Below are 22,326 nucleotides of genomic sequence, written 5' to 3' on the forward strand. Positions count from 1 at the left end.
GACACACGACATGGAAAACGGAATGGCCACGCACTACGCAACCGTGACATGGGACCAACTGCACAGGGATGCCCGCACGCTGGCGCGCCAGCTTATGCCGCTCATGCCGTTTAAAGGTGTGGTGGCCATTACGCGCGGCGGCATGATCCCTGCGGCTATTATTGCCCGTGAACTCGGCTGCCGCGTGATGGAAACCATTTCCGTGGTGTCTTACGATGAGGAGCAGCAGGGAGAGCCCGTGATCGTCAAGCAGCCGGATGCGGCAGGTGATGGCGAGGGGTTTCTGGTGGTGGATGATCTGGTGGATTCTGGCGTGACCGCGCGGCTTGTGCGTGAGCGTCTGCCAAAGGCGGTGTTTGCATGCTTGTATGCCAAACCCATGGGGCGCGAGCTGACCGACCATTTCGTGACGGAAGTCTCGCAGGATACATGGGTGCTGTTCCCATGGGATACGGCGCCACTTTTCGTGCCACCTTTGGTCGATGGCGGTCGAGATGGCGGCACGGCGGCCTAACCCGATGTGCTGGCTGAAATTTTATCGGTTTTTTGATGTTACAGCTCTTGCCAGCGGGCGGCGGTGCGCTTAGGTTCTGCCTCGTTCGGGGCGTGGCGCAGCCTGGTAGCGCGCGTGTTTTGGGTACACGAGGCCCCCGGTTCGAGTCCGGGCGCCCCGACCACTGCAAAAGCGGGGAGCCCCGATATGCCAGCTCGTGTTTATAAACAGTCCAAACCAGCCGGTCAGTCCGGTCTCGCAGGTACGCGCCGCTGGGTTCTCGAATACGGGCAGGGTGCCCCCAGGCAGCAGGACAGCCTTATGGGCTGGACAGGCAGCACGGATTCCCGCTCCCAGATCAAACTCGCGTTTGACACGCTTGATGAGGCCTTGGCCTACGCCAAGCGCGAACGGATTGACGTTGAGGTTGAAACGCCAGCCGAGCGTCTGCGGCGGCCCAAGGTTTATGCCGATAACTTCCGTTCTGACCGAATCCAGAACTGGACGCATTGATTTTAAGCGCCTTCGCCTTTATGCGTGAAAACCAACAGGGCGCCCTTAGCTCAGTTGGATAGAGCAACAGCCTTCTAAGCTGTGGGTCGCTGGTTCGAATCCAGCAGGGCGCGCCATATTTTCTTTTTAAAATTAATGGGTTGTGGCGTTCTGTCTCTCTGTGCAGAGTATGTCGGCGCGGCAAGCTAAGCTTTGTCCACATTGTTGGACAGCCTTCACTGGATGTTTTTGCCTGCCCCAGATAATCCAGCGGTTCGCGTTCCATACCGTCTCGTAAGATTTCTGACGCCATTCTGGTTGCAGCATGATGCCGGTATAGAGGTGTGCCTGTGTTATGATCTGGAATGCACGGGCGGCAGGGCGCGTGTCTTGAGGCAGGCCGCCGGTGTGGCTATATTTTCCGTGAGGCGAAACATATGACTGTGCTGTTACGGCGAATGGCCTGATTAAGATTGTGATTGATGCGGATTCCAGACACTTCCAAAGTTCCACGTTTGTTGGTCGTGCAGCGGCAGTCCATGACGGACGGTCACATGGAATCTCGCACGATAGGTGCCAGATTTGTGCCGTTGCTCACCTATATGCAAAGACACAATCTTCTGGTGTGGGAGCAGCTTTCCGAAACCGCTATTGATAGCGATTCGCTCAGGCGCTTTGATGCCGTGCTGTTTAACAAGCATGTCTCTAACCAGTCGCTCAGTATCATGCGGTTGGCAAACGAGCTGGGGCTGCACACGATCTACGATTTAGATGACTGGCTGCTGGATCTGCCGTCGTGGAGTGTGCTCGAAATGAACGCGGGCTTCGTTGACAACGTGTCATCGATGATCCGCGAGGCGAGCGTTGCCACGGCCTCCAATCATATTCTGGAGGAGAAGATGCGGCAGTTGCGTCACTCCAGTGTTGTCATTGTCCCTAACGGTTTTGATCATCAGTCGTTTGATCTGTCGCCGGGGCATTGGCAGGAAAAGACACCGCCTAAAATAATTTTTTCCAATCTGGATGGTGTTAAGCTCATAAATTTCAGAGCTCAGTTTTTTTCAGGTCTGTCGCAGGTTGTTGAGAAAAACCCTCAGCTGAAAATTGACTTTTGGGGCGATGCTTTTCCCGAAATGCACGATCTTCCCAATCTTGTTCATCGCGGTAGTCTTGCGAATATTGAATATAAGAAGGCCATTCGGGATGAAGGGTATTTGTTTGGGATTGTTCCGCTCGGTGCGGAAGAAGATCCGGACACGTTTTTCTTCAACTCATGCAAGTCGGCCATCAAATATGTTGATTACGGGAGCCTAGGGATTCCGGCAATATATTCGGATTGCCCGACATATCGCGGCACCATTTCGCACCGCGTAACCGGTTATATTGCGCAGAATAACGCGCAGGCATGGGCGCAGGCGTTTGATGAAATGCTGACCAGTTCCCAATTGCGCAATACGATACGCAAAAACGCCTTCGAAGATGTGCATAAGCGTTTTACGGTTGAGCATATTTCCAAAATGTTTCTGCGCGCGTTGCCGCAAAATATCTCGCAAGGTTAAAGCTGAGCATGGACCTTCTTCTTATCCGCCATGGTCAGTCACATGGGAATGTCGCAGGCTTGTTGAATGCGACAGTGCACGATGAACTTACGCAGCATGGAATGGAGCAAGCGGGAAGCCTGCGTGGATTGATGCAGCAGCGCGGATTGATCCCTGATATTGTGTATTCCAGTCCGTGGAAACGGGCTCTCCAGACCACCGAGATTATTTTTTCTGATCAGAAAAACTGGTCGATTGATGCGAGGCTGGGCGAAACGGATCCCGGAAAATTTGCGTCATGGCGTGCCGAGGATTTTAAAGTAAAATTCCCTCAATTCGGCGAAAAACTCTCGGATCGCTATAGTGAAGGTGAATCGCATCTAGAACTGGCTGCGCGTTCCATTGACTGGCTGGAGCAGGAGTTTCTTGCCCGCTTGGATGCTCCCGGCCTTCTGGCGGCGGTTTGCCATGCCGGTCCCATTGCTGTCATCAGCCAGTATTTATTGAATATACCCTTGTCGATGTTTCCGAATGTTCTGGTGCCAAACGCATCGCTGACATTATTTCGAAAAGATAAAAATTCGAGAAAAATCATTCTTGAATATGCAGGGTTGTCTTAAAAAACTGATCAAAGTTGGCAGTATTCATTGGGTTTTGATAGCAGGTGTGCTTGCAGGACAGGTAGTATCCTAATGACGGTCGGTTGTGTTGCAATGTGTAAAGCTTGAAGACCGATGGATGTGCTTGATTTTGAGCCTGTTGCATCTTGGATTGTCGGACGATCTGGTGCATGGCATAGTTGCTACCTAACAGGGCTCTTGTCTTTGATTTGAGCCTAAAAGGTGTCAGGAAAACACGGTCTTCTTGCGTGGGCGAGGGATACTGGTTAATCGCTTGTTTGCCGTCAGTCGATGTTTGTCAGCCAGCAACTGCATTTGGGAATGCTATCAGATACATGCTCAAGTCTAAATACAAAGGCATAATATTGGCAGGTGGACGCGGGACGCGCCTTTACCCTGCGACCCTTTCCATTAGCAAGCAGTTGCTCCCGGTTTATGACAAGCCGATGGTCTATTACCCGCTGAGCACGCTGATGCTGGCGGGTATTACTGAAGTGCTGATCATTTCGACGCCAAGTGCCTTGCCGCTTTATCAGGAGCTGCTCCGCACTGGTGAAGACCTTGGCATGCGGTTTGAATACGCCATTCAGGCTGAGGCGCGTGGGTTGGCGGAAGCCTTCATTATTGGTGAGCGCTTCATCGGCTCATCCAATGCCGCTCTGGCGCTGGGTGATAATATTTTTTACGGGACGGGTGTTGGCGATAGCGTGCGCCGTGCGGGTGAGCGTAGGGAAGGAGCAACGGTCTTTGCCTGTACCGTTAGCGACCCTGAGCGTTATGGTATTGTCGAGTTCGATGCCGATGACGTTAACCCAGTCTCGATCGTGGAAAAGCCCAAGCACCCCAAAAGCAATTATGCCGTAACCGGGCTGTATTTCTACGACAACGATGTCATTGAGATTTCCAAGGGTATCAAGCCTTCAGCGCGCGGTGAGCTTGAAATCACGACTGTGAACGAGGTTTACCTACAGGCAGGTAAGCTCAATGTTGAACGGCTTGGCCGCGGCAATGCGTGGTTTGACACCGGAACCCATGACAGCCTGCTGGAATCCAGCCAGTTCGTGCAGACTATTGAAAAACGGCAGGGCCAGAAGATCGCGTGTATTGAAGAGATCGCCTGGCGCATGGGCTTTATTGACGATGAGCAGCTAGAGCAACTGGCGCACCCGCTGGTCGCAAGCGGTTATGGTAAATATCTGCTTGGCCTGCTGCATAATCGGCAGAGTGGTCACTAACTCCGTCTGTTGAGGCCTCTGCCGGTTTCATGATCGCGCTGGTCCGGTGAACGGGCCCGTGCTAGCCTCTGGTGTGGACGCGGCAGTAAAATCATAGGTGTTCGCTTGCGACTTCTCCTCACGACCTATCATCAGGCGTTTCTGACCCATGGCGGCGGCGAGACCGAGCTGCGGCAGTTGGCCGAACTTATCAACGATCTTGGGGTTAGGGCCGATATCTATGGTCCATCGTCAAAGCGGCTCAGCTTTTACGATGCGGTGATCCATTTTTCCGCTCATGGTGGGGGGGAGCAGTTGCTGGCCGAGGTCAAGGCTGCAGGAACTCCTGTCATTCTGCTGCCCAATTTCAATTTTTTTGATCTTCAGCACACCGCGCGTGGGGTTGTGCAGCGGCACCTTGATCTGGCGGATCTGGTTATCCTGCGTACAGAGCAGGAGCGGGCACTATGCGTTGAGCATTTTGCTATTGCGCCTGAACGGACTGCCGTGGTGCCTGCGGGCATTTCGGCTGCTTTCGGCAGGCCTGTGGAAGAAAACCTGTTCAAATCAGCCTATGGGCTTGAGCAGTTTATCCTGTGGGTTGGGCAGATTGAGGAAGGTAAACAGCAGTTGCGGGCCATTGAGGCCCTTCAGGATGGTGATATCCCTCTGGTGTTTATCGGCGGCCATCGCGACAAGGCTTATTATGATCGCTGCCGAGCCGCTGCCGGGGAAAATGTGCGCTTTCTGCCCTATGTGCAGCCCAATTCCGAGATACTGCGCTCAGCCGTGCAGAGTTGCGATGCCTATATCGAACTGGGGCTCGACTATCCGGGCTTTTCGTCGCTGGAGGTGGCTCTGGCGGGGCGGCCTATGGTGTTGAACGATCACCCATGGTCGCGTGAAGTGCTGGGTAATGCTCCGGTTTATGTCGAAAGCGACACACCGCAGGCAATCCGTGCTGCCATGAAGCAGGCACTCGCCGGAAAGGGCGCTGGGGAACTGGTCGAGCGCATGAAGGCGCTGCATGTCCAGCCCAAACCAACGCAACAGTTGCTCGAACTTGTTGGAGATCTGTGTGGAGGGCGGTGATATACTTGAGTGGTGAGTGTTTAGTTTTTTGTATTAGATTTTTTTCAATGGTTTATTTGTTATTTGTGTGGTTTTTATTGGTGCGTAATATTTATAGTTCTTGACATCCGGTCTGCGAGTGTTCTAATTTAGGATCAAAACCTATTTCTGAGCTCCCACTGTCAAGTGACCAAGAAAATGTCTGATAAATTCTCATCGAAGTATGCTGCTCAAGATGCCTATTTTTCATATGGTGTTGCGTGTAATGACGCGGTGAAGTGTCTTCCTGCTCTGGATATGCTTGAGCCTAATGTAAAGCTTGTGGCATTTTATCTTCCGCAGTTCCATCCTATACCTGAAAATGACAGATGGTGGGGGAAGGGGTTTACTGAGTGGCGAAATGTGACGCGTGCTGTTCCTCAATTTGAGGGGCATTACCAACCGCATCTGCCGGGGGAGCTCGGTTTTTACGATCTTCGCCTTCCGTGCGTGCAGGAACGGCAAGTGGATTTAGCTCGTGCTGCCGGGTTGTCAGCCTTTTGTTTTTATTTTTATTGGTTTAATGGGGTTCGTCTTCTAGAAGACCCGATTAAAAGCTTTGCTGAGAATGACGCGATTGATTTCGAATTTTGTCTTTGCTGGGCAAATGAGAACTGGACGCGGCGTTGGGATGGGGCGGATGAAGATATACTTATAGCCCAAAACTATAGCGAGCAGGACGGTGTGGAATTTATTTCCTATCTCTCTAGATATCTGACGAATAAGAAGTATCTTAGGGTTGATGGAAAGCCGTTACTGATAGTTTACAGGCCGTCACTTTTGCCTAATATGGCGGAGACGGCTGAAAAATGGCGTCAATGGTGTAGAGATAACGGTATCGGTGAGATTTTTATAGCGTGCACGCAATCGTTTGAACCTGTTGACCCTGCTGCATATGGTCTTGATGGTGCAGTCCAGTTCTCTCCTAATGATTGTCGTCCAACTCAAGTTTCCAATGAGGATAAAGAGCATTTGAATTGGTTTAATTCGGACTACCAAGGAAATTTATATGAATATGATGATCTGATTAACAAGGCTGCTGCTTATATTCCTCCAGATTATACAATTTTCAGGAGTGTTTGCCCGTCGTGGGATAATGAGGCTCGTCGTCCAGGTCGAGGAACTATATTTTTGGGTTCTAGTCCGTCACGTTACCAAGAGTTTCTTAATATTGTCATAGAGGAGACGCTTGAGCGAGAGAAGCAATTGGATAAAAGATTGATTTTTATCAATGCTTGGAATGAATGGGCAGAAGGGGCTCATCTTGAGCCTGATAATAGGCATGGTTATGCCTTTTTAGAGGCCACCCGTATTGCTATGTTGAAGGCCGCGCTAAAAAGGAAAAACTTTTCAAGTGAACGTAAGGTAGCTGTAATTATTCATGCGTTCTATCCAGAAATTCTTTCAGAAATTACACAGCGTTTGGTTCAGTTGCCGGTTCCGTTCGATCTTTTTGTGACAACAGGCTCTAATCAAGTTGAGCAAGTGACGGAGCATCTTAGCGGCATGGGGCTAAAGGGGGTGGTTCTAGAAGTTCAGAATCGTGGACGCGATGTTGCGCCATTCCTCGAAGTTATGAGAGCAATTGAGCTTTCAAAGTATAGTCACGTACTTAAGTTGCATACTAAAAAATCCCTTCATCGTGAAGATGGTTCCTCTTGGAGGAATGAGTTGGTTCACTATCTTACTGATCCGTTAAAAATAACGGAAATGCTCTCTATGTTTGATAGTAATAATAGTTTGGGTATTCTTGGGCCAGAAAAGCACTTATTGTCTATGTCCTCATTTTTCAGTTCTAATGCTAGGGCAATAAAACGAATTGCACAGCGTCTAGGGATTGATGAAATTCGAGAAGAAGATACTTTTATAGCGGGAACAATGTTTCTTGCTCGTGTCGAAGCGCTAATGCCAATAGTGGCATTGGGTATTGGTGTAGATGATTTTTCAACTGAAAATGGAGAGGTAGATGGGACGCTTGCTCATGCAATGGAGCGGGCATTTTCTTATAGTGCGTTGAGCATTGGTCTTAAAGTTGGTGCGTTGTCTGATAAAGTTAGTGGAGAGTTAATTTTTTCTGGAGCTAAATTGTACGAATTTGCAGAATCTACGCCTAATGAAGTCGACGGATAGAAATATTCTTTAGTATTTCAAAGATTTTATTGAAATTCTTTAGTCAGATGTGCGAGTTTTTTTTCGGAGGTTTGGTGATAATGGAGTGTCTTGCGGACAATCTCGCAGGTTCGTACTGTAGGAACGTTGAATTTAATTACGATGTTCCGAAGGCTCTAATCGCTGTGTGGTTAGCTTGTGGTTCAGACTTTCAGTTATCTCACGACCTTAAAACCGATGATGGTTTGGATAGGCTTGTATACTGGTGGCTTTCTGAAGGCCAATCAGTTTTTTTAGGCCTATCTGATAATATAAATAGAGAACTATTCGAATCAATGCACTTAAAATTGTTGCGAGATGGTGCCGGTTGCGGCGAGGTGATGGTTACACCTCTGTTGCAACTGATCATGCGCCACCGTAACGATTTGCATGATTTTTTTGATATTTCGACTCAAGATGGAGTTTGTGCTCTCTGGCGCTGGTGGCTTAAAGATGGACAGATTCAATACCTAGTAGAATCAAAGTGGTTTATGCAAGAGCAAATAGGTATCTTTTTTAGTTACAATATATATGAAAAAAAATCTTTTAGCGATTTTTTCTATTGGTGGCTTTCTGTTGGCCGCTCTGAATTGTCTAGTATTGATGAGTATATAGATCGTATTTTTCTGGAAAATTTACATTTTAAATATCTTCGGGAGTATAATGGGTGTGAGATTGGTTTGCTAGTGACGCCATTGTTGGGTTTGATATTGGAAAATCGATCTGATTTAAAAAATATGTTTGATACCCAGACAGAAAAAGGAGTTGCTGCACTTTGGTTTTGGTGGCTGAATTATGGGCAGAGCGAATATTTAGAATCCCCTAAGTGGTTTGAGTGTGAGCAATTGGATATATTGCATAGGTGTGATATTGACCTAGAGCATATAAATGATGGGTTAAGTATTACGCCGCTATTAAAATTGCTCTGGCTTCACAATACAGATATTAATGCGCGCATATCTCTCGATACGCTCGCGGGACGAGAGGCTCTTTGGCAGCATTTTTTTACTGCTGAGGCTGGTATTTTTTCGCTTCCTCGCGCTGGGATGCCATTCCTGCCCAACCTGCATTCCCCTCAAGTTCCAACTCCCGTTCTTCTAGTATATTCAGTTCGTGCGGATTTGAGGTGTGCCTTCGATATAGGAAACAAGGATGGTGTTGACGGCCTAATGCACTGGTGGGTGCAGCACGGGTTTGTTTATCCAGACCTTTGGGATTACTCCCTAGCATGCCTCGCGTGGCTGTTTGAGCCCTTGAAGGGGAATAATGCTACCCTTATTCCTTTGTTGTCTCTGATTGTGAAGCAGAGGCCTGATTTGTGTTTGCCCGACATTCACACCCAAGTTGGGTGCGAAGAATTGGTTTACTGGTGGTTGGTGTGTGGGTGGCGCCTTTATCCCGTAGTTGCTGATTTAGCAAGGCGAACTCTAGCGGAAATTCTGCATCTTAAGTGGCTTCCTTCTATGGCTGCTGACGGGGTGTTAGGTGTGACCCCCTTGTTGCGTATTATCCTGCTGAGGCGGCCAGATTTGCTGGCGGTTGTGGAAGGTGAGGGGGGGTACAATGTCAAGAAGTTGTGGTGGTGGTGGCTGACTGAGGGGCAAGTTAGCTATCTAGGAGCTCCTGATTGGCTTGTTAGCGCTCAGGGGCGGTGGCTGCACTGCTGCGAGGGGAATAAATTTGGCGAGACAAAAGTGATCTTGCCAACTCTTTTAATGAGTGTTGTGGCTGATGTTGTGCCGGCGTCTGGAACAGGAGGTGTCTGTTCCCCAAAAGTTCTGTGGTCTGCAATCATTCAGTATGCGGAAACACTGGGGTTACCAAATCATGGGATGCCGTATTTCAATTCTTCGGTGGCGTCAGGGTTGAAATTTGGGGCGGCTCAGGGCTTTGAGCCCCTGTTCGCGGATTTTGCAGCGATCATTTACATGGTGCGCTCCGATATCGCTCAGGCCTTCGATCTGACGCAGCCCGATGGCCTGCGTGGGCTCATAGACTGGTATCTGCAATTTGCCATTCAGGAGTATCCGCGTCTGGCCGACCCGTTGGGTGCTGGCCCACGCGTAGCACTTGGCCGGCCTATGCCCGGTAGTCATGCGGTGCTGGATATCCCCGCTATCGGATGGCTGTTTGCCCTGTCCCGTGCCGCTGGAGATCCGGTTGTGCAGGGGGCGGATGATGCCCCAGCGCAGGAAGCCTGGTGGAACAGGGCGGGGAAGGCGAAATACCGTACGATTCCGGCTGATGTTCTCATGCCAGTTGGGGAGAAGTCTGCTCTTGCTCCGCAGGGCGGGGTAGCCTCGGCAGAGGCAGAGAGCGATCTGGCAATTTCGCTGGTCGGTTATCCGCGTGGGGAGTTCGGGCTGGGGGAAGATATCCGCCTGCTGCGTGCTTCGATGCAGAGTGTGGAGCTCAATCCCACCGTTGTGCGGGCACCATGGACGATCATAGCGCGGCAAGGGGCGGATGAGCCTTCGATAGAGGCGGCTTTGGCCGAGTTCGGCACCGATGTCATGTTCTATGTCATGCCTGCGTTTGATACGGCCACTTTGCTGGCCAAGGTGGGTGTGCGGGCGTTTTCAGCGCGGCGCAGGATAGGGTTCTGGCAGTGGGAGCTGGAGCATTTTCCTGAACCCGCCAAGGTCGCCATGGAACTGGTGGACGAAATCTGGTGCCATTCGGAACATTCTGCCCGGGCCTTCCGTGAGGCTACAGACAAGCCGGTTATCAAGGTACCGCTACCGGTTGCCGTGCCGGAAGTGTGCTCGGTCGATCGGGCCGAGTTCGATCTCCCGGATGACGGATTCGTGGTTTTTACGAGCTTTGACGGGGCCTCCTCGATTTCGCGCAAGAATCCGCTGGGGGCGATTTTGGCGTTCCAGCGTGCCTTTCCTGCCCATGAGCACCCGCAGGCCCGGTTGGTTATCAAGGCCATGAATACGCTGCCGGATTCGTTGTGGCATGAATGCCTGCGTAAGGCGGTGATCGATCCCCGTATTCTTATTCGCAACGAAGTCATGGATCGCGCCCGTTATTACGAGTTGCTCAAGGCCTGTGATGCGGTGATTTCGCTGCATCGTGCCGAGGGGTTTGGCCGGTTGATGGCCGAAGCGATGGGGCTGGGCATACCGGTGATCGCCACTGCTTATTCCGGCAATATGGACTTCATGACGGAAGAGAATAGCTGGCTGGTGGGCGGAGACATGGTTCCGGTTTTTGCCGGTGATTATGCTTTTTATTCGGGGCAGCGCTGGATGGAGCCTGATATTGCCATTGCAGCGCGCGCCTTGCGGGAATGCGCGGATAATCCTGTTATGCGCGCCGCCAAGATTGCCGCGGCCCGTAAAACCATTGCGCAGTACAGCCCTTCCCGGTGTGGAGAAGTTTACAAGACGTTGCTGGCAGGAGGGTAGGCAAAGCCGCTCAATTGCTCTGGCAGGCGGTTGGTGTTATCGCGGCAGGTAATGCTGCGAACATGCGGTAACGGCGCAATAAGTCTGGATTTTAAGCATGCAACTGACAGAACTGGCCATTGATGGCGTGTTCGAAATCCTGCCGACACGGCATCAGGATGAGCGCGGCTATTTTGCGGAGACATTTCGCAGCGACTGGTTCGCGGCCAATGTTGCCGATGTTCCCTTCGTGCAGGAAAACCAGTCGCTCAGCCGCAGTGTGGGCGTGGTGCGTGGCCTGCATTTTCAGGCGGCCCCCTTTGCACAGGGCAAGCTGGTGCGGTGTGTGGCCGGTGCGATTTTCGATGTGGCGGTTGATATCCGTCGTGAGTCCCCCAGCTTTGGCAAATGGGTGGCAACAACCCTGACAGCCGAGAAGGGCAACCAGCTCTGGATTCCTGAGGGCTTTCTGCACGGCTTTTGCACGCTTACGCCCGATACGCAGGTGTCGTACAAGGTTACGAACTACTACGACAAGGCGAGTGACAAGGGCGTGCTGTGGAACGATCCGCAGATTGGTATCCAGTGGCCCGACATCGCCGATCCGGCGAGCCTGTCTGCCAAGGATCAGGTGCAGCCAAAACTGGCGGATTTGCCCGCTTATTTCTAAGTATGGACCGGAGGGGTTGAGATGCGTGTCCTTGTAACGGGCGGAGCAGGTTTTATTGGTTCGGCGCTGGTGCGCTACCTCGTGCTTGAAAAAGGCTACGAGGTGCTGACCGTGGACAAGCTGACCTATGCCGGCAATCTGGCATCGCTCAAGCTGGTTGAAAATTCCGCCAACCATCGTTTTCTGCATGCCGATATCTGCGACCGCCGTGCCATGAGCGAGGCATTTGCCAGCTTCCGCCCGCAGCGGATCATGCATCTGGCGGCTGAAAGCCATGTCGATCGCTCGATCAGCGGTGCCGAGGACTTTGTGCAGACCAATGTGATCGGCACATTCACCCTGCTGGAAGTGGCGCGCGCCTATTATGCGGGTCTGACGCCTGAGGAGCAGGCAGACTTCCGTTTCCTGCATGTTTCAACGGACGAGGTTTACGGCTCTCTGGGCGATACCGGCCTGTTTACCGAGCAGACGGCGTATGACCCCAGTTCTCCCTATTCCGCTTCCAAGGCTGCGTCGGATCATCTGGCCAAGGCATGGGCGCGCACCTATGGGCTGCCTGTGGTGGTGTCCAACTGTTCCAACAATTATGGGCCGTACCATTTCCCCGAAAAGCTCATCCCTCTGACCATTCTCAATGCGCTTGATGGGGTTAGCCTGCCGATTTACGGCAAGGGCGACAACATTCGTGACTGGCTGTTTGTCGAAGACCACGCCCGCGCACTCGACACCATTATCGAGCGTGGACGCATTGGAGAGACCTACAATGTAGGGGGCGGGAATGAGCGCACCAATATCGATGTCGTGCGCCGTATCTGCACCGTGCTGGATGCGCTGGTACCCGTTGAACAGCCAAGGCATGAACTGATCCGCTTTGTTACGGACCGGCCGGGTCATGATGCGCGCTACGCGATCGATGCAACTAAGCTGGAAACGGAACTGGGCTGGAAAGCGCAGGAGAATTTCGAAAGCGGTCTTGAAAAAACCGTAGCGTGGTATCTGGATAACGACTGGTGGTGGCGGCCCCTGCGCAAGCAGTATGGCGGCGAGCGTCTGGGTATTATCCCCACACAGGCGCAGCCTGCGGCGGCTGTCTAATGCGGATGGCCGTGACCGGGCGCGCCGGGCAACTGGTAAGCGCGCTGATTGAACGGGGCGCTGGTCATGGCGTCGAGGTTGTGCCTGTCGGCCGCCCCGAACTTGATCTGGCCGATGCGGCCAGCGGTATAGCGGCTCTTGCCGCAACCCAACCGGATATTATCGTGTCCGCTGCGGCCTATACTGCGGTGGACAAGGCGGAGAGCGAGCCAGAACTGGCTCGGGCCATTAATGGTGTGGCGCCGGGTATTGTGGCGCAGTGTGCTGCGCAACTGGGTGTGCCGGTTATTCATATCTCCACGGATTATGTTTTTAACGGCACCAAGCCGACACCTTACGTGGAAACAGACCCGACTGACCCGCTTGGTGTTTATGGCAGCACCAAGCTGGAAGGGGAGCATGTGGTTGCGGCGGCCACGCCCAACCATGCGATTTTGCGCACGGCGTGGGTTTATTCGCCTTTTGGCGGCAATTTCCTCAAAACCATGCTGCGGCTCGCGGGTGATCGTCCGCAATTGCGTGTGGTGGGGGATCAGGTTGGTAACCCGACATCGGCGGTTGATCTGGCCGATGCGGTGTTGCGTGTAGCGGCTAACCTGCTGGCCGCGCCGGATGATGTTGCCCTTCGGGGCATTTTCCACGCCGTTGGTGCGGGGGAGACCAGTTGGGCGGGGTTCGCGCGTGAAATTTTTGCCGCGTCCAAAGCGCTGGGTGGGCCGTGGGCCGAAGTGACCGATATCCCGGCGAGCGAATATCCCACGCCCGCCCGCCGCCCGGCGAATTCACGCCTTGTAACGGACAGGCTGGCTGCCCTGCACGGTGTCCGTTTTCCACAATGGCAGGCCTCGACGGCTGATACGGTGCGGTGTCTGCTCTCTCAGCCCTGAGCGGCTTGAGGCGTTCCGGGTAGGCGGGCTGCATTTTCGCTCTTGACGGCACCCGCACCCCACCGCATTGCTTGCCCATGCGAGTAGCTGCCATTCTTCTGGCTGCCGGTACAGGCAGCCGCTATGCCGCCACAACTGGCTCCCCCATTCCCAAGCAGTATGTGCTGTTGGCCGGGCGTCCCGTGATCCGTCACGCGGCCGAGGCTCTGATGCCCCATGTTGCCTGCATTCAGCCGGTTGGTGATACCCTCTCCCTGTCCGAAGCGCTGGATGGCCTTGCCGTTCTGGCTCCGGTAGCGGGGGGTGACACCCGTCAGGCCAGTGTCCGTGCCGGGCTGGAGGCGCTTGATCGCCTGCCTCCTGAGCAGAAACCGGATCTGGTGCTGGTGCATGATGGCGCGCGCCCTTACCTGACACCTGCCCTGATCCGCAACGTGGTGGAGGCGCTGGACGCTCACCCCGGTGCCATTCCCGCTGTGCCTGTGGCCGACACGCTCAAGCGTGGCAAGGATGGTGTGATCGATGGCACCGTGTCGCGCGATCATCTTTACCGCGCGCAGACACCGCAGGGCTTCCGTTTTCCGCTGTTTCTGGAACTGCACCGGGCCAGTGCATCGCTATCCGCCACGGATGATGCGAAACTGCTGGAAGATGCCGGTTTCAGCGTGGCGCTGGTGCCCGGTGATGACGATAACATCAAGCTGACTTACGAGGATGATCTGGTGCGTCTGGAAAGGCTGATTGGCCCGACACTGCTGCCGCGCGTGGGGCTCGGATACGATGTGCATGCCTTCGAGGAAGGTCGCCCGCTGATCCTGTGTGGCATTACGGTGCCGCATACGCTGGGGCTGGCTGGTCATTCCGATGCCGATGTGGGTATCCACGCCCTGTGCGATGCCATTTACGGCGCGCTGGCGGAAGGGGATATTGGCCGTCATTTCCCCCCCAGCCAGAACGAGTGGAAAGACGCCGATAGTGCGCGCTTTCTGGTGCATGCCGGGCAGCGTATCCGTGAGCGTGGGGGTATGCTGGTCAATGCCGACCTGACCCTGATCTGCGAACGCCCCAAGATTGGCCCGCATGCGCAGGCCATGCGCGAGCGTCTGGCGGCGCTGCTGGAAGTGGATGTGGAGCGGATTTCGGTCAAGGCCACCACATCCGAGCGTCTGGGCTTTACCGGGCGTGAGGAAGGGATTGCCTGCGCCGCGACCGTATCCGTGCTCGTACCCTGATCCATTGCTCTCCCGGTGGAAAGCCGGGGGTGGATTAAAAGGATTGCGCAGGGTGCACGGGGTGGCTATTTCTGCCTAATCTGTAGGCATATGGACATGACCGTGCAACCGCAATCTACACTGCGCCCGATTGATCTGGGCGGTGTCGTTCTCGATACCCCTGTGATCCTTGCTCCCATGTCGGGGGTTACGGACCTTCCTTTCCGCCGTCTGGCGCGCAGGCTGGGGGCGGGGCTTGTTGTCTCGGAAATGATTGCCTCCTGGGCCATGGTGCGTGAAAACGACACCACCCTGCGCATGGCCGAAGTGGCCGATGCCGGTGGCCCCAATGCTGTCCAGCTTGCCGGGTGCGACCCGGAGGCCATGGCTGAGGCCGCGCGCATAGCCGTCCGGCGTGGCGCGGACATGATCGACATCAATTTCGGCTGCCCGGTGCGTAAGGTCGCCGTGGGGCAGATGGCCGGTTCCGCCCTTATGCGTGATGAAATCGGGGCAGCCCGTCTGCTCAAGGCGGTGGTGGAAGCCGTGCCTGTGCCGGTCACGCTCAAGATGCGTATGGGGTGGGATCATCAGCACCTGAACGCGCCTGTGCTGGCCCGTATTGCGCAGGATGTGGGTATCCGCATGATTACGGTGCATGGCCGTACCCGCCAGCAGTTTTATAATGGCATTGCAGACTGGGCATTTGTCAGAACCGTCAAGGACGCGGTGGACCTGCCCGTGATCGTCAATGGCGATATCCTGACCGTGGCGGATGCGCGCATGGCTCTGAGCCAGTCCGGGGCTGATGGGGTCATGATCGGGCGTGGCTGTTACGGCAGGCCGTGGTTTCTGGCACAGGTGGCGCAGGCTCTATGCCATGGCACGGAGGTGCCTGACCCGGATCTTGAGAGCGAAAAAGCTATTGTGCTGGAGCATTACAGCATGATGCAGGAGCATTTCGGCCCAAGGCCGGGCCTGCGTCTGGCGCGCAAACATGTCTCCTGGTATTCCGCCGGATTGCGGGAATCCGCGGCGTTTCGCGCGGCATTCAACCGTATTGAAACGGTGGATGAGGCAGTCGCGGCCATTACCGCTTTTTACGATACCCAGATCGCCCATGGCGCGGTGCGTGACCCCCGCCAGTCCCGACATGACAGCGCCGCTCAGGCGGACGCTGCGTGACCCTGCGCAGCGAGAGGGCGGAACAGGGCGGGCCAGCCGGGCCGGGGGCGGAAAGCCTGCTGGACTTTCTGCCTGTGCCGTTTCTGGAAATCGGGGCGGATGATGGCGTGCTGGCGGCCAATGTCGCGGCGGAGGAGTTTTTCGCTACATCACGCCAGCAGTTGATGCATGCGGGCCTGAAAGGGCTGGCCCCGCCAGACCACCCGGTTTTTGTGCTGCTCGAACATCTGCGCCAGCGCGGCGGTAGCGTGACCGAGCATGGGGTCGCATTCAGCTCGGCGCGGTTTCACCATGATAACGTGAGTGTTCAGGCTGCGGATGTGCCTGATCACCCCGGTATTATCTTGCTGACATTCCATGTCACGGCGGCCCCGCGCGCGCTGGACCAGCAAATGGCACATCGCTCGGCGGCGCGCAGTGTGTCGGGCATGGCGGCCATGCTGGCGCATGAAATCCGTAACCCGCTTTCCGGCATCAAGGGAGCGGCGCAACTGCTGGAACAGGCTGTGACAGCCGGAGACCGCGAACTGGCAACGCTGATCTGTGAAGAGGTTGACCGGATCGATGCGCTGGTGGAGCGCATGGGTATGTTTGGCGAGGCCCAGCTTGACCTGCGGCCTTTCAATATCCACCGGATTCTGGAGCATGTCCGCCTGCTGGCCATGAACGGCTTTGCGCGCGGTTTGCAGATTCTCGAGCGTTATGATCCGTCATTGCCTCCCGTGTGGGGCGACCGCGATCAGCTTGTGCAGGTTCTGATCAATCTGGTGAAAAACGCCGCCGAAGCCATGCGCGAAAGCGGGCGGGAAGGGCAGATCAGCCTGATTACCCGCTACCGCCCCGGTATTCGTGTGGCGGTTCCGGGTACGGATGAATGGCGGCACCTGCCACTGGTAGTGACGGTGCGTGATACGGGGCCGGGTATTGATGATACGGTCAGGCCGCATCTGTTCGAGCCGTTTATTTCCACCAAGGCCAATGGCCGCGGGCTGGGCCTTGCGCTGGTGGGCAAGATCATGGATGACCACGGCGGCGCCATTGATGTTGAAAGCCGCCCGGGGCGCACAGAAATCAGCCTGTATCTGCCTGTAGCACAGGAAACGCAGGCCGAAGGCGGACAGGAGACCGCCCAGCCATGACGCCACCGCCCACCATTCTTGTTGCTGATGATGACCGCTCCATCCGTACCGTGCTGGGGCAGGCTCTGGGGCGCGCGGGTTATCAGGTGCGCAGCACGCCGTATGCCTCCACCTTGTGGCAGTGGGTGGAAGAAGGCGAGGGCGATCTGGTCATTACCGATGTGATCATGCCCGATGGCAGCGGGCTCGACCTTATTCCGCGCATCAAGCAGGTACGGCCTGACCTGCGGATTATCGTCATGAGCGCGCAGTCCACCTTGACCACGGCGGTCAAAGCCACCCAGCGTGGCGCGTTTGAATATCTGGCCAAACCGTTTGACCTCAAGGCGCTGCTGGCGGTTGTTGCACGCGCCCTTACGGCCTCGGCCCCCGATGCGGAAAAAGACAGCCCTGATGGCCTGCCGGAAGAACGGCTGGCACTGATCGGGCAGTCCGTGGTCATGCAGGGGATTTACCGTAGCATCGCCCGCCTGACGACATCGGACCTGACGGTCATGATCTCGGGGGAAAGTGGCACCGGCAAGGAGCTGGTCGCCCGTGCGCTGCATGAATATGGCCGCAGGCGTAACGGCCCGTTTGTAGCGGTCAATATGGCGGCCCTGCCGCGCGAGCAGATTGAAAGCGAACTGTTCGGCTTCGAACGTACGGGGGCACAGGGGCGCATGCCGGGCCGCTTCGAGCAGGCCACAGGCGGCACGCTGTTTCTCGATGAAATCGGTGATATGCCGCAGGAAGCCCAGACCCGTCTGCTGCGCGTTTTGCAGGAAGGCGAGTTTACCACGGTGGGTGGCAACCAGCCCCTGCGGGCAGATGTGCGGATTGTCGCGGCTACGCATCGTGACCTGCGACAGGCCATTCAGGCCGGGACTTTTCGTGAGGACCTGTATTACCGCCTGAACGTGGTGCCTTTACGCTTGCCGCCCCTGCGCGAGCGGGTGGAGGATATTCCCCTGCTGGCACGGCACTTCCTCAACCAGTGCCGCGAGGAAGACGGACGCCTGCGCCAGATAGACGAGGCCGCCCTGACCAGCCTTCAGGCATGGCGCTGGCCGGGTAATGTGCGCGAACTCGAAAACCTGATCCGCCGTGTGGTGGCGCTACATTCGCAGGAGACGATCACCCGTGAGCTGATCGAGGCTGAACTGTTCGATACAGCCTCGGTCGGTGCGGTCTGGCATGAGGGAGAGAGCAGCGAAGACGCCGGAGAGCCCCTGTCGGAGGCCGTTTCACGCCATATCGCGCGCTATCTGGCCGCGGGCCGCGAAGGCACGCCCCTACACGATCTGCATGCACAGCTTGTGGCCGAGGTGGAGCGCCCGCTTATTCAGATGACGCTGGTGGAAACACGCGGCAACCAGATCAAGGCTGCGGCCATGCTGGGGCTGAACCGCAATACGTTACGCAAGAAAATTCGTGAGCTGGATATTCCGGTCGTGCGGGGTGCAGGGTGAGTGCAGGCATAAAACCGGGCTTGTTTACCAAGGCCCGCGTACGCTGGCTGCTGCGCGCGCTGGAGCGGCGCAGTGTGGCCATAACGCTGGCTACACTCGCGCTGTGTCTGGGTTTTGCAACCTTTGTCGTGCTGTCGGCAGGCATGTCGTTCGGGCGTTATGCACTGATCGAACCTCTGGTGCTGTTTCTGAATGGGCTTGTGTTGCTCCTGCTTGTGCTGGCGCTGGTTATCAGGGTTTGGCCCATGCTGGTTGAACACCGCAAGGGGCTGGTTGGTGCCCGGCTACATGTGCGGCTGGTGACGCTGTTTGGCATTGTGGCGGTGGCGCCCACGCTGGTTGTGGGCGTGTTCGCAACTCTGTTTTTTCATTTTGGTATCCAGATATGGTTTTCCGACCGGGTGAATACCGCGCTCAACGAGGCGCTGGAGGCATCACGCGGGTATCTGACCGAACATAACGCCAATATCCGTACCGATGCGTTTTCCATGGCCAGCTACATCATGGGGGCACAGAACGAACTGTCCGCCAGTGGTATGGACCTGTTTCAGGACCATGAGGCCCTGAGCCAGATGCTCGACAGTCAGGCCACCATGCGCGGGCTGACCGAGGCGCTGGTCTATGACCCCATTACCAACAAGGTGGTGGCGGCGGGCGGGCTGATGAGCCGTACGGGCAATTTTCTTCAGGAACTGCCACCGCCTGCTGCCACGGTCATGGCCCGTTCGAATGATGTGGCCATTCTGGACTCGCCAGACGAGCGGACCGTGCGCGCGGTGGTGGAACTGTCCCAGACCCCCGCTCTCATGCTTGTGATCACGCGGCTGGTGGACCCCGGTATTCTCGAGCACATGCACCGCACGGAAAATGTGGTGGCAGATTACCGGCACCTGAACAGCAATAAGGCGAAGATCCAGCTCACCTTCGTCATGATTTTTGTGCTGGTGGCTCTGCTGGTTCTGGTGGCGGCGGTGCTGATCGGCCTGGCGCTGGCCAACCAGATCGCCCGGCCGCTGGGGCTGCTGAGTGTTGCGGCACGGCGGGTCAGCGAGGGTGATCTGGATGTGCATGTGCCAGACATCAAGCGTGATGACGAAGTGGCCACCCTCTCACGCGCCTTTAACAGCATGACGGAGGAACTCTCCAGCCAGCGTACGGAACTGATGGCGGCGTACAGCCAGATCAATGAGCGCCGTCGTTTTACCGAGGCTGTGCTGTCTGGCGTTTCCGCCGGGGTGATCGGGCTTGATGCGGAGCAGCGTATCGAACTGCCCAACCGGGCGGCCAGTGTGCTGCTCCAGACCAGCCTGCTGGATGCTACGGGCGAGTTGCTGGCACAACGTGTGCCGGAATTCGCCAGCCTGCTCATGGCCGCCCGTGCAACGCCTGATCAGGTGCTGACACAGGAAGTCCAGACAGGCCCGGTTACGAGCCAGCGCACACTGCTGGTGCGTATCGGGGCGGAACTGCGCGGCAGTGAGGTCGCGGGGTATGTGATGACCTTTGACGACATAACAGCCTTGCAGCAGGCTCAGCGCAAAGCCGCATGGGCGGATGTGGCGCGGCGTATCGCCCATGAGATCAAGAATCCACTTACCCCTATCCAGCTTGCTGCGGAGCGGCTGAAGCGTCGTTTTCTCAAGGAAATCACCTCCGACCCCGAAACCTTCGTCCAGTGTGCAGATACGATCGTGCGGCAGGTGGGGGATATCGGGCGCATGGTTGATGAGTTTTCGGCCTTTGCGCGCATGCCCCAGCCGGTTATGAAGGATGAGGTTCTCTCGCGTATCGTGCGCGAGGTGCTGGTGCTCCAGCGGAATGCTCACCCGGAAATTTATTATCATTTCGAGGTTGAGGGTGAAGGGCCGATTGTGCGGTGCGACAGAAGGCTGATCAGTCAGGCGCTGATCAATCTTTTGCAGAACGCGGCGGATGCCATTGGCATGGTCAGTCGCGCTGAGGGTCAACCAGAGGTGAAAGGGGAGGTCATGCTCCGCATCACACAGGATGATCACACCATCGCGCTGAGCGTGGCGGATAACGGCGTGGGTCTACCTGCCGATGACCGGCACCGGCTGACGGAACCTTACGTGACGCATAAGGTCAAGGGCACCGGATTGGGATTGGCTATTGTGAAAAAAATCATGGAAGATCATGGTGGAACCCTACGTCTGGACGATCGGGCGGAAGAAAGGGGAACCATGGCGATTCTGATTTTGCCGGTAAAGGACGATCATGGCGCATGAAATCCTGATTGTTGACGATGAACCTGATATCAGGCTGCTGATAGAAGGCATTCTGAGCGACGAGGGATACGAGACACGGGCGGCTGATGGTGCCGAGGCGGCTCTCGCGGCGTTTCGGGTGCGTAGACCGGCCCTTGTCATTCTGGATGTCTGGCTACAGGGCTCAGGCATGGACGGTCTGGAAATTCTTCAGGCCCTGAAGGCGGAGGAACCCTCCGTGCCTGTGGTCATGATTTCGGGCCATGGCACGATTGAAACCGCCGTCGCGGCGCTGCATCACGGCGCATATGATTTTATCGAAAAGCCGTTTCAGGCTGATCGCCTGCTTGTGGTGGTGCGGCGTGCGCTCGAGGCCTCGCGTCTGGCGCGCGAGAATGAGGAACTGCGCCTGCGTGCGGGGCAGGACATGGAGCTGTTCGGCTCCAGTGCGCAGATATCGGCCATCCGCAATCAGGTCGACAAGGTAGCGCCTACGGGTTCTCGCGTCCTGATCAGCGGAGGGCCGGGTACGGGTAAGGAAGTGGCTGCCCGCACGCTGCATGCGCGCTCACGCCGGGCAGATGGCCCGTTTGTGGCCCTCAACTGCGCCATTCTGGCTCCCAACCGTTTTGAGGAAGAACTGTTCGGGATCGAAGGCGGGCCGGATGGGGCCGGGCGGCGCACTGGCGTGCTGGAGCGTGCGCATGGTGGCACCCTGCTGCTGGATGAAGTGGCCGACATGCCCATGGAAACGCAGGGCAAGATCGTACGCGCCCTGCAGGACCAGACCTTCGAGCGGCTGGGGGGAGATACGCGGGTGAAGGTCGATATCCGCGTGCTGGCCACCACCAACCGCGACCTTCAGGCCGAGATCATGGCCGGGCGGTTCCGTGAGGATCTGTACTACCGGCTGGCTGTGGTGCCGTTGCGCATGCCTGCGCTCAAGGAGCGGCGTGACGATATTCCGGGGCTTGCGGCCCTGTTCCTGCGCCGTGCCGCCGAAATGGCGGGCCTGCCCGCACGTGAACTCTCGGCGGATGCGGTGGCCGTGTTGCAGGCCTATGACTGGCCGGGCAACGTGCGCGAACTGCGTAACCTTATGGAACGGGTGCTGATTATGCAGCCCGGTGGCAGCAATGAGCCCATTCGGGCCGAAATGCTGCCCTCCACCGTGGGCGAAAGTGCTCCAGCCCTGCTGAAGTTCGATGCCTCGACCGATGTCATGAGCCTGCCCCTGCGCGATGCCCGTGACCTGTTTGAAACCCAGTATCTGCAAGCCCAGCTTTTGCGTTTTGGCGGCAATATCAGCCGCACCGCACTGTTTGTGGGGATGGAACGCAGTGCTTTGCATCGTAAACTCAAGCAGCTTGGTGTAACATCAGAGGAACGAAGTGCTGGCTGATGCGTCAGACATGAAAAGGGTCATACGCGACCACGGCGCATGGCAGAACAATAA

Annotated in this window: 17 protein-coding genes and 2 tRNA genes; all 19 read left to right on the forward strand. The window is 56.0% G+C overall.

Going from position 1 to position 22,326, the window contains the following annotated elements; all coding sequences use genetic code 11:
• Positions 1-22: 22 nt before the first annotated feature.
• The 19 genes from gpt to ntrX all read left to right on the forward strand — a co-directional run bounded on the left by gpt (position 23) and on the right by ntrX (position 22,272).
• On the forward strand, positions 23-514 hold the full coding sequence (gpt, locus tag ABF757_RS02370; RefSeq protein ID WP_415480834.1) for a xanthine phosphoribosyltransferase: 492 nt from the start codon (positions 23-25) through the stop codon (positions 512-514).
• A gap of 86 nt (positions 515-600) precedes the next feature.
• Positions 601-677, forward strand: a tRNA-Pro gene (locus tag ABF757_RS02375).
• A gap of 23 nt (positions 678-700) precedes the next feature.
• A complete protein-coding gene (locus ABF757_RS02380; protein ID WP_025860521.1) occupies positions 701-1,006 on the forward strand; it encodes an ETC complex I subunit in 306 nt (101 codons plus the stop codon).
• A 39-nt stretch (positions 1,007-1,045) separates the two neighbouring features.
• Positions 1,046-1,122, forward strand: a tRNA-Arg gene (locus ABF757_RS02385).
• A gap of 417 nt (positions 1,123-1,539) precedes the next feature.
• Positions 1,540-2,544, forward strand: a complete 1,005-nt coding sequence (locus ABF757_RS02390) for a glycosyltransferase (protein ID WP_415480774.1) — start codon at positions 1,540-1,542, stop codon at positions 2,542-2,544.
• Positions 2,545-2,552: 8 nt separating this feature from the next.
• Positions 2,553-3,143 carry a histidine phosphatase family protein gene (locus tag ABF757_RS02395; RefSeq protein WP_415480775.1) on the forward strand — a complete coding sequence of 197 codons (591 nt, stop codon included), beginning with the start codon at positions 2,553-2,555 and terminating at the stop codon, positions 3,141-3,143.
• A gap of 335 nt (positions 3,144-3,478) precedes the next feature.
• Positions 3,479-4,378, forward strand: a complete 900-nt coding sequence (gene rfbA, locus ABF757_RS02400; RefSeq protein ID WP_025860525.1) for a glucose-1-phosphate thymidylyltransferase RfbA — start codon at positions 3,479-3,481, stop codon at positions 4,376-4,378.
• A gap of 105 nt (positions 4,379-4,483) precedes the next feature.
• The gene (locus ABF757_RS02405) at positions 4,484-5,449 is read left to right on the forward strand and encodes a glycosyltransferase (protein ID WP_415480776.1); all 966 of its coding nucleotides are present in this window, start codon (positions 4,484-4,486) and stop codon (positions 5,447-5,449) included.
• 177 nt (positions 5,450-5,626) lie between these two features.
• The gene (locus tag ABF757_RS02410; protein ID WP_415480777.1) at positions 5,627-7,597 is read left to right on the forward strand and encodes a glycoside hydrolase family 99-like domain-containing protein; all 1,971 of its coding nucleotides are present in this window, start codon (positions 5,627-5,629) and stop codon (positions 7,595-7,597) included.
• Positions 7,598-7,626: 29 nt separating this feature from the next.
• Complete coding sequence (locus ABF757_RS02415) at positions 7,627-11,028, forward strand: glycosyltransferase (protein ID WP_415480778.1); 3,402 nt, start codon at positions 7,627-7,629, stop codon at positions 11,026-11,028.
• Between the two features lie 97 nt (positions 11,029-11,125).
• Entirely contained in the window at positions 11,126-11,677 is a 552-nt protein-coding gene (gene rfbC / locus ABF757_RS02420) for a dTDP-4-dehydrorhamnose 3,5-epimerase (protein ID WP_415480779.1), read from the forward strand.
• A 21-nt stretch (positions 11,678-11,698) separates the two neighbouring features.
• Positions 11,699-12,772: a dTDP-glucose 4,6-dehydratase gene (gene rfbB / locus ABF757_RS02425; RefSeq protein WP_415480780.1), complete on the forward strand. Its 1,074-nt coding sequence runs from the start codon at positions 11,699-11,701 to the stop codon at positions 12,770-12,772.
• Positions 12,772-13,659: a dTDP-4-dehydrorhamnose reductase gene (rfbD, locus tag ABF757_RS02430; RefSeq protein ID WP_415480781.1), complete on the forward strand. Its 888-nt coding sequence runs from the start codon at positions 12,772-12,774 to the stop codon at positions 13,657-13,659. Before rfbB ends, rfbD begins: the two co-directional genes overlap by 1 nt.
• Positions 13,660-13,736: 77 nt before the next feature.
• Positions 13,737-14,891, forward strand: a complete 1,155-nt coding sequence (gene ispF / locus ABF757_RS02435) for a 2-C-methyl-D-erythritol 2,4-cyclodiphosphate synthase (RefSeq protein WP_415480782.1) — start codon at positions 13,737-13,739, stop codon at positions 14,889-14,891.
• Positions 14,892-14,993: 102 nt separating this feature from the next.
• Entirely contained in the window at positions 14,994-16,055 is a 1,062-nt protein-coding gene (gene dusB, locus ABF757_RS02440; RefSeq protein WP_199897847.1) for a tRNA dihydrouridine synthase DusB, read from the forward strand.
• Positions 16,052-17,194 (forward strand): two-component system sensor histidine kinase NtrB, encoded by a 1,143-nt coding sequence (locus tag ABF757_RS02445; protein ID WP_415480783.1) that lies wholly within the window; start codon positions 16,052-16,054, stop codon positions 17,192-17,194. The genes dusB and ABF757_RS02445 overlap by 4 nt, the downstream gene beginning before the upstream one ends.
• Positions 17,191-18,645, forward strand: a complete 1,455-nt coding sequence (ntrC, locus tag ABF757_RS02450) for a nitrogen regulation protein NR(I) (protein ID WP_415480784.1) — start codon at positions 17,191-17,193, stop codon at positions 18,643-18,645. The genes ABF757_RS02445 and ntrC overlap by 4 nt, the downstream gene beginning before the upstream one ends.
• Complete coding sequence (locus ABF757_RS02455) at positions 18,642-20,891, forward strand: sensor histidine kinase NtrY-like (protein ID WP_415480785.1); 2,250 nt, start codon at positions 18,642-18,644, stop codon at positions 20,889-20,891. Before ntrC ends, ABF757_RS02455 begins: the two co-directional genes overlap by 4 nt.
• Complete coding sequence (ntrX, locus tag ABF757_RS02460) at positions 20,881-22,272, forward strand: nitrogen assimilation response regulator NtrX (protein WP_415480786.1); 1,392 nt, start codon at positions 20,881-20,883, stop codon at positions 22,270-22,272. Before ABF757_RS02455 ends, ntrX begins: the two co-directional genes overlap by 11 nt.
• The last annotated feature ends 54 nt before the right edge of the window (positions 22,273-22,326 follow it).

Source organism: Acetobacter papayae, assembly GCF_047721125.1.
Classification (GTDB): domain Bacteria; phylum Pseudomonadota; class Alphaproteobacteria; order Acetobacterales; family Acetobacteraceae; genus Acetobacter; species Acetobacter papayae.